The organism is Bacillus sp. 522_BSPC (assembly GCF_001076885.1).
Classification (GTDB): domain Bacteria; phylum Bacillota; class Bacilli; order Bacillales; family Cytobacillaceae; genus Niallia; species Niallia hominis.
Genome location: NZ_JVDT01000151.1, coordinates 36311 through 46394, shown reverse-complemented (window position 1 = coordinate 46394; position 10084 = coordinate 36311). Strand labels below are relative to the sequence as shown.

The following is a 10084-nucleotide window of genomic DNA, read 5'->3' as shown; positions in this document are numbered from 1 at the left end:
GACAAAAAGGATATTTATTCTCCCACAAACATTTTACTCATACGCCTTATTCTACAATGGAAAGGTTTCTTAAATAATGACACGATACCTTTTTCCAAAGTCACAAACTATCTTAAATTTATAGAAATATAATTACCATAGGGACATATTGATGAATTACTATCATAAAAAGCACTAAAAATAAAATAAATCATTTTATACTGCTGGATATAAACATTGACGCATCCTGATTCATAAATATGCGATTACCATGATAAAATGTTTTCATTTTGGACAACTTAAAACCTACTTCGGATAATATTTTTTTTAATTCTTCATGGGAAAAACCGTTATGAACTTTTGGATGACTAATATTATCATTTTTATCAAAATCAACAATAATTAGCTTACCGTCAGTGTTTAAGATAGAAAACAATTCCTGTAATATTCCTTTCGTATCTGGAATATGAAGAAGGACCAAAGACATGAGAATAATATCTGCTTTTAATTCCGTAGTATTTTTCGTAAAATCGGAATAAAGTACGTTTGCGTTCCTAATACCTTTTTGCACTATTTTCGCTTTCGCAATCTCCAGCATTTGTTCCGATGAATCGACTAGCAAAATCGAATCCACCACGTCGGTTAATTCTAAACTAACGAGACCAGTACCACTCCCATAGTCGATTAAAGATTGGGATTTACTGTTTTCTAATTCTGTCCTTACTTCCTTCGCGATAACTTTCGCCAATTCTATTCTATCTTCTGTATCATATCTTTTTGCAAGCTGTTCAAATACATTCGTTTCCATCTTTCGGCCCTCCAACTTTAAACATTGAATATTCTAGCAATAATCAACCGTTAAAGTACAATTTAGCGTTGGTATGCGTTGATTCAACATATATTACCAAACTCTTATAGCCCACCATAACGTCTTTTTCGATTTCTATATTCTTCTACCGCTTGTAGAAAGTCCTTCTCAGAGAAATCTGGCCACAGTATATCAGTAAACCAGAACTCCGTGTAAGCAAGCTGCCATAGCAGGAAATTACTTAGACGTTTTTCCCCTCCTGTTCGAATAAGGAGGTCCGGTTCTTTCGTACCTGATGTATATAGGTAGTCTGAAAACTTCTGTTCATCCAATTCTTCTAGTGAAAATTTTCCATTGTTTATATCCGAAAACATCTCTTTCATCGCATGTAAAATCTCGTGTCGGCTTCCATAGTTTAGTGCAAAATTAAGCAAAAGGCCGTCATTATACCGGGTACGTACCATTGCATCCTCAATGGCTTCACGTGTATGAGCTGGAAGCTTTTCCATATCCCCAACTATTTCTATGCGCACATTATTAGCAATCAGATCTGGTAGATAAATAGATAGAAACTCCTTAGGAAGCCTCAATATGAACTCAATCTCGGTCTTTGGACGTTTCCAGTTTTCTGTAGAAAACGTATAAAGTGTGAGAACCTTCACCTTGCATTTAACTGCTGTCTTAACAATTTTTACGACAGTAGACACGCCTTCTTTATGACCAGCCATTCTCGGCATGGCTCGCTTCTTTGCCCAGCGTCCGTTTCCATCCATAATGATGGCAATATGTTCCGGTATAGTATCATTCGGATAATGGACGAATCCTTCTGCTTGTTTGTTATTGAAAAAAGGTAGTTTCATTGATTTCCCTCCTTTCGAAAAGTTTTTTTATATTTCTATTCCTCCAATATGTCATGATGCTTTCTGGGAATCCTTTGATGTCCTGCTTATTCACTATCTTTATCCCTACGATATTCTAAGATTTCTCCAGGTTGACATTCTAAAGCCCTGCATATTCCCTCTAATGTGGAAAGTCGAATGGCTTTGGCTTTTCCATTTTTCAAAATAGATAGATTTGCCATCGTGATTCCAACCTTCTCTGAAAGTTCGGTCACGCTCATTTTCCTTTTCGCTAACATCACATCAATATTAATTACAATTGCCATTTCATTCACCTCAGACTGTTAAATCATTTTCTGATTTTATATCAATCGCTTGTTGTAAAAGTCTTTGAAGAACAGCTGCAAAGACCGCAATTACGATGGAAGCAAAAATCGGAATCATTCCAAATAAGATAAGACCTGGAGCATCATCTGACTGAGCCAAGAGAAAAATGAAAGGCATCATTAGTACATATAAGCTGCAAATGATAATTGCATCTTTCTTTATATGGCTTAATGCCTTTACAGACATTACCGAGAAAGCTTCATTCCTATCAATATAACCCAAAAGTCTAAAAGTCTGATAAAGAGCCATATAAAACGGGATTGTAGATAGATATATTCCAATTACAATCGGATATAGAATATGGGCATAATCTGGATTTACTGGATTCTTAGCCAAGTCATACATTCCCCATAATCCTAAAACAAGAACTGGGGTTCCAATAAGAACGACAGCTATCTTTAAAAAAAGTGTTGTTCCTCTTTTCATAAAAAAGCACCTCTCCTATTTATTATCTTATTGAAATTTACCATATAATTTATCGTTTTACAATAAATTTTTATTTAAATTTATACTTTTTTTATTGATAAACAGGTTGGATGATTATTTTAAACTTATACATATTCATTTTTCTGCTAAAAAAGATTCTGTAAAAAAGGCAGTCCAATTCATTGTGAAGTGGACTGCAGAATAGTTTGCTACCTTAATTTTTCTATTACATAAAATGTTAACCAATTTCAATCCAATAACGCTGAACAATCTCCTTCCCTTCTGCGGAAATCACCTCATTTTCTAACACTCCACCCACTTTTTGAATCGTTTTAGCAGAGGCGATATTTTCTTTATCACATGTTACTAAGACTTTATTTAGGCCCAGTTTTCTAGCTTCTAATAAACTCAGTCGCAGCTGCTCTGTCGCATATCCTTTCCTGCGCTCATCTGGATGAATGCTATAGCCAATATGTCCACTTTCCATCAACAATTCTGGGGTTAATCGATGGCGAATATTAATAAGTCCAATTAATTTCCCATTGCTAATGCTTAAAAATTGAGTGGCAGGAACTCGATTTGGAGGTAGGTTATCACCATTTTCCTGGCTAATAACTTTATTAAGCCATTCCTGAAAGTCGGTATAATTTTGCAAGGAGCTGCCGCCATAAAGGTGTTCTTCTATATGTAAAAATGCTGTTCTATATTCCATTAATTGTTCCCAATACTGCTCAGATGGTCTCACTAATTCCATTAATATCGCCTTCTCTCTATCTATTTTTATCTTTCATCTAAATTTCTAACTTTTCCATCCATCTTCCCTAGTTCTTTCATGCTTTAATCCACATTAACATAAATTACCTATTCTCTGATAATTTTACAGCAATTCATCCAACTTTCAATCCCCTTTGCTTATAGATGTTAAAATATCTATTTGTAAAAAAATCGAGTGCAAAAATTTTACACTCGATTTCAACTTTATCCTTTTTTCCCTTTCCAAGAATCCTTCAATGACACAATTCTATTGAAAATTAATTTTTCTTCTGTTGCATATTTATCTACACAAAAATAACCGTGTCGCAAAAATTGGAACCTATCTTCGATTTTTGCGTCCTTCATCCAAGATTCAATTCGGCAATGGTTTAGTGTAACTTTAGAATTGGGATTCATTTTTTCCTCCCAAGTTTTTCCCGCATCTTTCACAATCATTTCGTCTTCAAATAATTTTTCGAAGAGATTCACTTCCACTAATTCACTATTTATAGCGGAAACCCAATGAATCGTTCCTTTTACTTTCCGCTCAGAAAATCCTGTTCCACTTTTGGTCTTTGGATCATAAGTACATCTGAGCTCGATAATTTCACCTGTAACTTCATCTTTAATCACTTCATTACACTTGATGAAATACGCCCCTTTTAATCGGACCTCTGCATGTAAAGCTAATCGTTTAAACCCTTTTATTGGGACTTCCATAAAGTCTTCTTTTTCGATATAAATCTCTTTTGAAAAAACAACCTCTCTATTTCCTAATGCAGGATTTTCCGGATTATTTTCCATTGATAAAAGCTCTGTCTTGTCCTCAGGATAATTGGTGATCGTCACCTTTAATGGATTTAATACTGCCATCACTGTATTTACTTTTGATTTTAATTCTCTCCGAAGCGTACTTTCCAACATTGCTATGTCAGCTGTACTTTGATTTCTTACAAATCCAAGTTCATCAACGAAGGTGCGAATACTTTCTGGGGTAAAGCCTCTTCTCCTAAGTCCACGGATTGTTGGTAATCTAGGGTCATCCCACCCATCTACCAGCTTCCCTAACACTAATTCCCTTAAATATCGTTTACTTGTTACAACACCAGTTATATTCACTCTTCCAAATTCACGTTGTTTTGGCGCTTCCTTTATTTCTAGCTCAGTCAATACCCACTCATATAAAGGTCTGTGGTCTTTGAATTCAATGGAGCATAAGGAATGGGTAACACCTTCGATTGCATCTTGAAATGGATGAGCAAAATCATACATTGGGTAAATACACCAATCATTCCCGGTTCTATAATGACTAGCATGAATAATCCGGTAAAGAATGGGATCTCTTAAATTGATATTTGGGGAGGCCATATCAATTTTGGCTCGTAATACATGCGATCCTGTTGGAAATCCTCCATTTTTCATTCTCAAAAATAAATCGATATTTTCCTCTATTGTCCTGTTTCGATAAGGACTATTTTTACCATGCTCTGTAAGTGTTCCGCGGTATTCCTTTATTTGCTCAGGAGACAAATCACAAACATATGCTTTTCCTTTCTTGATCAAACTCAATGCTGCATGAAATATTTTATTAGAATAGTCAGACCCGTAAAAAATCCGTTCTTCTGGAGAATATCCTAGCCAATTAATATCCTCTATAATCGAATCCACATATTCCATATCTTCTTTTAAAGGATTGGTATCATCAAAGCGCAGATTAAAATTCCCGTTGAACTTTTGCGCAATCGCATAGTTCATATGGATGGCATATGCACTGCCGATATGCAGGTAACCATTTGGCTCAGGGGGAAATCTTGTGCAAATCGTTCGATTCAATGCACTATTTTGTATATCCTCTGCCACCATTTTTTCCAAATTATTATCTAATTTTATTTCTCCCTTCATTTTCATCCCTCCATCTATTTTGAAAAAATTATTTTATCCAATAAAAAAAATCCCACCCCCAAGACAATTAGTCTTGAGGACGAGATTTAATATCCGTGGTGCCACCCCAGTTTTTTAATATGTCGCCATATTAAACTCTTCCGGTACGGTAGTTACCTACTTATACCCTAGCTCTATAACAGGAGCACCTGTCACACTATCCCTTCAACATAAGTTCCAATGTGAATGCTCAGAGTCTTGGTTCAATAAGTAATTCTTACTCCTTTTCAGCAGCTGGAGCTCTCTTTAAAGAATTAGGTTATTTACTCTTCTCTTCATCGCTTTTGCTATTTTTTGGATTTAAATTATTCCTATGATAACAAGGTAATTTCTGTTTGTAAAGGTAATATATTCATTAAATTAAAAAATAAACAAAAATCCATATCACAAAAATGCTCTTAGTCTTATATAAGACTACAATTTAATCCCCATATCTTTTGATTGGATAATATAATAATTATCCGATTCCCACTTATAATGACCCACATTAAAATCTTTTCGGTTGATTAAATCCTTGAAATCATGTGGGATAGTGCATTCCCAATTTAAATTTTCTATCTTAATAGGAAAATTGTCATCATTAGGATTGGGTGAGTGGATATAGACTGCATCTAAACCTGCCTCTTCTTCCACTAACCCTATCCATGATTGATAAGGTTTATCGAATGTGCTGAGCTTTTCTAATAAACTGTTATACAAAAAGATATGTGCTTTTATATGCTCTCTTCTTATTTTCCCGCTATGATTCCCATACCCGTAAAAATCAAGATGGGTATGCCAAGCATCAAACCAAGCATCTTGGCTAAAGTCTAAATCGTATTGCTCTACGTTTAAGTCTCTCCACAAGTTGCGAAAATAACGCTTTTTCCCTCGAAACTTTTTCAAAAACAGTTGCCTCCTATTGAACAAATTTATATTTGCCTATTTGGAACAATTGAAAAAGCCACATGGTTTTGATATTCCCAAACTGTCTATGTATCGGTCGTTCCATCTACAAATATGTTTAAAGAAATTCTTTAATATCGATACTTTCGTTACTACGGCTATCAAAAAAATATCCGAAATTGTTGTAAACACATCCTGGTAAGGAAATGAGAATATTCCCCCTCTATCTTATAAATCCATCTGATCAACATTTAATTCGATTAAATTACCATCGGGGTCCGCACAGAAAATCTGAGCAAATCCACTTACTCCATATGGTTTTTCAATGATTTCTATATTATTCTGTTTTAACCAATTCAGCGTATCATAGTAGTTCTCTACTCGAAGTGCAAAGTGCCCTTCTTTGCTATTTAGAGTTTTATTTGTTCGAATGGTTTGCGACTCAGGATAAACAATTAAGTGAAGTTGCTGATTCTCTATTTGGTACCAGGCACCTGGAAAATCAAAATCAGGACGTTGTAATTCTTTTAAACAAAGAATTTTCTCATAAAAATATTTGGCTTTTTCCAAATCCGTAACTGTAAGACTTACATGATGGAGCGATTTGTATTTAATCAAGATGCTTCACTTCCTTATTTATTTTTTCTATAAATAGACATCTCCCACTTTATGGAGATTTTAGAACAGCTAAGTCTGTAATAGTTCGACAATTACATTCAATAATCCTTTTCGTTTTACTTCCCATTTTTTAGAAAGGCACTTTTATTTCTTCATTCCATTTAACAGGAGAATAGTAAGTTATTCACTAGTTAAAATGGGCTTTTTTATATCGATTTCGTATATTTTATAGCCTATTTCCCATTTATGATCTTTCGTGACTGTCATTGTACAAGAATAAGGCACTTTCTTACCATATGCATCCAGTTTAGGAATATCATCAAATGTAAATATTTCGTCTGTATCTAACATTTTGAAGATTGCTTCAGCAGAGCGGCCTGATGTATCTATGTCAATAACACACTCTCCTTTCACCACATCGTATTCTTTAAACAGCATATATTTTAGACTTGGCAAAGTGAAAGTGAACAGCAAAATGCCTAATAACAAGACACCTATAATTTTTGCTACTTTCATTAAGGGAAACTCTTTATCGAAGTACATAGCAACTATGTAATATAATGACCCAAAAACGAATAAAGCTCCAAGTAAGAGCATTATGAAATACATAACCATTTTCTAATAATCCCTCTCTTTCATTGAGTATACGAGTGAAAGGAGGAAATGTTTCAATTAATTTATTTTTACAGCTTATAAAAACTAAAGAATAGGATAAATCAAATCATATATCCGCTTAAAATAAAAAAAACAGGCCCCTATTAGAGACCTGATTCTTCCCTTTATTAATTCGCTTTTTGCTTAACTTCCAAATGAAAAGAATAAATTTCACTAGCACCAATTAAGCGAAATCCTTTTCCTTGTACATAATCAAACTTTAAATCCTCGTTAATATGCTTAATTGTTAAGGGATCTAAATAAATCGTTAAGCCATTATCTTCAAAGGCTGTATCGCCTTCTTGTGGAAAATCAACCGCTAAATCGAAATTATAAACATAGCTGCAGCCACCGCTAAAAATTGTGTTTAACCGATAAACTGCACCTTCAGGAACTTCATAACTACGAAATTTTTCAACAGCAGCATCTGTGATTGTTACCTTCATTTTGCCATCTCCTACCTATTTTTACATCTTATATATACTATTCCAATATAAGAATGTAAATCATCTTACTTTCAGCATAATGGATTTCGCAAAGGGTTGCAAAAAAACTGCTTTCTGATGTATGGATAAAGAAAAATATTGATAAAAAAATTAGTTTTCTAGAAACTAATATCCGTATCGTTCTCCTTTTTTCAGATCTAACAGATGATTGTTAATCGAAACAGTATTTTCATTTTCCCACTTAACCTCTACATTTTCGATATTATCTTGATAATATATTCTCTTTTTAAACCATAGTGGACCGTTTAATTCTCCCCTAACTCCAAATGACCCCATTGCCCCGGCATCATATCGGTAAAAATCTAATGTGTTCGTTCCTTCAGGAGATTGTACTTTTTCCAAATGCTTGTTTGCTCCAAACCCAGAGGCAAATAATACAAACAAGGTTGCAAGTAAGAATGCAATGGAAAGGATGGCGGATAAAATGACCGTTAACCAACTTCTTGTCTTTGTGCGCCTATTTCTTTTATCTTTAAAACCAATAATAGCGAAAATAAAGGCTACTACACTAAATATAAGTAAAATATAATTTGGAGGTGCAATCAACCAAGTGTTGTTAATATTTGAATACAAGGAGTAAGCTCCTAAGACTAAACAAACAAGTATTAAATATAATGACCATACATTATAGCTCTTTTCCATAAAGCTCCCCCTATTTAAAATGTTCATCCATGCTATCTATTCATTTGTTAAATTCTCAAGTCTAATTCCGATCTAAAAAAAGCAGAACATAACTACCTGCGCCAACAAAAATAGCTAGTTTAATAGTGAAAAACATCCAAAATTCAAATGTTGTTAGTTTTCTTTGCTTTTTATTCCTTTTTAAATGCCAATAATAGAAAAAAGTGCATAGTAATAGCAATACCACCGATAATTGATTGATTGTTTCTAATAGATTGATCATCATAAACACCTCTAACTAGTTGTTTAGATTTTACGGTTAGATATGTATGCTTTTATGAAAAAAACTTTTTTTTATTGTATTTTACTTCGCTTCAAATGCCTATACAGATGGTCACTACCAATCAAAATTAAAATCCCCATCGCAACATTATTAACTATCATTTTGAAAGGATGAAGTCCTTCTAAATTATTAATCACCATTGCTGATAATATCAGTGTAAGAACAACGAAGTTTAAAATTTTGTTTTTCATAAGTAATTCACCCTCTTATTAAATCATTATCTTTAAATACTCCGGTTCCATTTTTACCTTTTGGCATATATTTTGTAAAAAAGGGTGCCATAATTAATAGAATAACATTGATTAGCCAAACGGTAAGCCCTGTATACTTTAACCAATAAGCTAATAAACTGAATATACTTATAAGAAAAAAGCAAATATGTGTTAAAGCACTTTTAATTCCCGTTATTCCTGTATTTTTCCTCTTTTTAATTACGATAATTAGCGAAGAAACAAGAACGGTTATTAATATTAGTGATAAAATAGTCTTCAACCAATAGCATGCTCATACCTTTTCTATTTGTTATCTATTTATACGTTTTAGAACGTAATTAAGTTTCACGCAAAAAAAGACAAGCCTTATCAACGATCAGAATTTATTATTTAATAGCTGGCTTTCTTACAATAAAAGTAACAGCATTTATTTTTAGCAATACTACCTTTTCATCACGGACAATTGTATATTCCAACGGTTTAACTACTTGGAACAACACTTCCCACCCTCTATAGATTCTACTTAGTGTATGTATCATATCTTCCGTTTTCTTATTTATTTCCATCATTGCATCTAACTTTTTATTCGTTGCCAGTTCGATTTCTTCTATCTCAGAATTAACAATCAAGCAGTTTATTCCATCATTTTTTGTTCCGACTGCCATCTGTTTCAATACATCTTCAAAAACCTCATCTGATTCGACGTGCTCCAAAGTGGACACAGCAACAATGAGATCAAATTCATTTTCATCGATTACATAATGGCCGATATCTGCCTTTCTCATTTCAATGATTCCTTCAACCTTATATTCTTTGCTATACCGTTTCAAATTTTCTAAAGTGGAATCTAATAGATCAACACAAATGACTTTCCCGTTCTTACCTTTAATTCTTGCGCAATGGGAATACTGTTTCTCCCAACAGCTGAACCTAAATCCAGTACCCGCCTATTTTCAGTATTAGGAAAAAATCTAAAACAACTTTTACCGGCTTATATAACCACGATCCTTCTTCAAACAACTTATATTTTTCATAAAAATAATCATTGTATTTCTTTTCTTCTTTTCGGAATAAATCTAATCTAGACACATATAGCCCTCCATTCTTCTAAT

The 10084-nt window shown here is 33.6% G+C and carries 14 protein-coding genes, 1 pseudogene and 1 other annotated feature; all 15 genes and pseudogenes read right to left on the bottom strand.

The window, feature by feature from the left end; genetic code table 11:
• Nucleotides 1-190 precede the first annotated feature (190 nt).
• The 15 genes and pseudogenes from ADJ83_RS12420 to ADJ83_RS12350 all read right to left on the bottom strand — a co-directional run bounded on the left by ADJ83_RS12420 (nt 191) and on the right by ADJ83_RS12350 (nt 10061).
• Complete coding sequence (locus tag ADJ83_RS12420; protein WP_031537867.1) at nt 191-787, bottom strand: class I SAM-dependent methyltransferase; 597 nt, start codon at nt 785-787, stop codon at nt 191-193.
• 104 nt (nt 788-891) lie between these two features.
• A complete protein-coding gene (locus tag ADJ83_RS12415) occupies nt 892-1647 on the bottom strand; it encodes an isoprenyl transferase (protein WP_031537866.1) in 756 nt (251 codons plus the stop codon).
• Nucleotides 1648-1733: 86 nt separating this feature from the next.
• Nucleotides 1734-1952, bottom strand: a complete 219-nt coding sequence (locus ADJ83_RS12410; RefSeq protein ID WP_031537865.1) for a helix-turn-helix domain-containing protein — start codon at nt 1950-1952, stop codon at nt 1734-1736.
• 10 nt (nt 1953-1962) lie between these two features.
• The gene (locus ADJ83_RS12405) at nt 1963-2439 is read right to left on the bottom strand and encodes a DUF2975 domain-containing protein (protein ID WP_031537864.1); all 477 of its coding nucleotides are present in this window, start codon (nt 2437-2439) and stop codon (nt 1963-1965) included.
• A gap of 238 nt (nt 2440-2677) precedes the next feature.
• The gene (locus tag ADJ83_RS12400) at nt 2678-3193 is read right to left on the bottom strand and encodes a GNAT family N-acetyltransferase (protein WP_031537863.1); all 516 of its coding nucleotides are present in this window, start codon (nt 3191-3193) and stop codon (nt 2678-2680) included.
• A 224-nt stretch (nt 3194-3417) separates the two neighbouring features.
• Nucleotides 3418-5094 (bottom strand): glutamine--tRNA ligase/YqeY domain fusion protein, encoded by a 1677-nt coding sequence (locus ADJ83_RS12395; protein ID WP_109769022.1) that lies wholly within the window; start codon nt 5092-5094, stop codon nt 3418-3420.
• 72 nt (nt 5095-5166) lie between these two features.
• Nucleotides 5167-5421 (bottom strand) — a binding site (T-box leader).
• 126 nt (nt 5422-5547) lie between these two features.
• Nucleotides 5548-6018 (bottom strand): hypothetical protein, encoded by a 471-nt coding sequence (locus tag ADJ83_RS12390; RefSeq protein WP_031537861.1) that lies wholly within the window; start codon nt 6016-6018, stop codon nt 5548-5550.
• A 228-nt stretch (nt 6019-6246) separates the two neighbouring features.
• Nucleotides 6247-6636 (bottom strand): VOC family protein, encoded by a 390-nt coding sequence (locus ADJ83_RS12385; protein ID WP_031537860.1) that lies wholly within the window; start codon nt 6634-6636, stop codon nt 6247-6249.
• Nucleotides 6637-6816: 180 nt separating this feature from the next.
• Entirely contained in the window at nt 6817-7152 is a 336-nt protein-coding gene (locus tag ADJ83_RS12380) for a hypothetical protein (RefSeq protein WP_152910821.1), read from the bottom strand.
• Between the two features lie 266 nt (nt 7153-7418).
• Nucleotides 7419-7736, bottom strand: a complete 318-nt coding sequence (locus tag ADJ83_RS12375) for a HesB/IscA family protein (protein WP_031537858.1) — start codon at nt 7734-7736, stop codon at nt 7419-7421.
• Nucleotides 7737-7901: 165 nt separating this feature from the next.
• Nucleotides 7902-8438: a DUF5412 family protein gene (locus ADJ83_RS12370; protein WP_031537856.1), complete on the bottom strand. Its 537-nt coding sequence runs from the start codon at nt 8436-8438 to the stop codon at nt 7902-7904.
• A gap of 61 nt (nt 8439-8499) precedes the next feature.
• The gene (locus ADJ83_RS12365) at nt 8500-8703 is read right to left on the bottom strand and encodes a hypothetical protein (RefSeq protein WP_031537855.1); all 204 of its coding nucleotides are present in this window, start codon (nt 8701-8703) and stop codon (nt 8500-8502) included.
• 68 nt (nt 8704-8771) lie between these two features.
• On the bottom strand, nt 8772-8951 hold the full coding sequence (locus tag ADJ83_RS12360; RefSeq protein ID WP_031537854.1) for a hypothetical protein: 180 nt from the start codon (nt 8949-8951) through the stop codon (nt 8772-8774).
• Nucleotides 8952-8958: 7 nt separating this feature from the next.
• Nucleotides 8959-9252 carry a hypothetical protein gene (locus ADJ83_RS12355; RefSeq protein WP_048717834.1) on the bottom strand — a complete coding sequence of 98 codons (294 nt, stop codon included), beginning with the start codon at nt 9250-9252 and terminating at the stop codon, nt 8959-8961.
• 106 nt (nt 9253-9358) lie between these two features.
• Nucleotides 9359-10061, bottom strand: a pseudogene (locus tag ADJ83_RS12350) (class I SAM-dependent methyltransferase).
• Nucleotides 10062-10084 lie beyond the last annotated feature (23 nt).

Bases quoted from the DNA above. Each gene is read 5' to 3' on its own strand.
- ADJ83_RS12360 (WP_031537854.1), bottom strand. From the start codon at position 8,951: ATGAAAAACAAAATTTTAAACTTCGTTGTTCTTACACTGATATTATCA.
- ADJ83_RS12380 (WP_152910821.1), bottom strand. From the start codon at position 7,152: ATGAAAGTAGCAAAAATTATAGGTGTCTTGTTATTAGGCATTTTGCTG.
- ADJ83_RS12365 (WP_031537855.1), bottom strand. From the start codon at position 8,703: ATGATGATCAATCTATTAGAAACAATCAATCAATTATCGGTGGTATTG.
- ADJ83_RS12400 (WP_031537863.1), bottom strand. From the start codon at position 3,193: ATGGAATTAGTGAGACCATCTGAGCAGTATTGGGAACAATTAATGGAA.
- ADJ83_RS12405 (WP_031537864.1), bottom strand. From the start codon at position 2,439: ATGAAAAGAGGAACAACACTTTTTTTAAAGATAGCTGTCGTTCTTATT.
- ADJ83_RS12410 (WP_031537865.1), bottom strand. From the start codon at position 1,952: ATGGCAATTGTAATTAATATTGATGTGATGTTAGCGAAAAGGAAAATG.
- ADJ83_RS12370 (WP_031537856.1), bottom strand. From the start codon at position 8,438: ATGGAAAAGAGCTATAATGTATGGTCATTATATTTAATACTTGTTTGT.
- ADJ83_RS12375 (WP_031537858.1), bottom strand. From the start codon at position 7,736: ATGAAGGTAACAATCACAGATGCTGCTGTTGAAAAATTTCGTAGTTAT.
- ADJ83_RS12395 (WP_109769022.1), bottom strand. From the start codon at position 5,094: ATGAAGGGAGAAATAAAATTAGATAATAATTTGGAAAAAATGGTGGCA.
- ADJ83_RS12420 (WP_031537867.1), bottom strand. From the start codon at position 787: ATGGAAACGAATGTATTTGAACAGCTTGCAAAAAGATATGATACAGAA.
- ADJ83_RS12415 (WP_031537866.1), bottom strand. From the start codon at position 1,647: ATGAAACTACCTTTTTTCAATAACAAACAAGCAGAAGGATTCGTCCAT.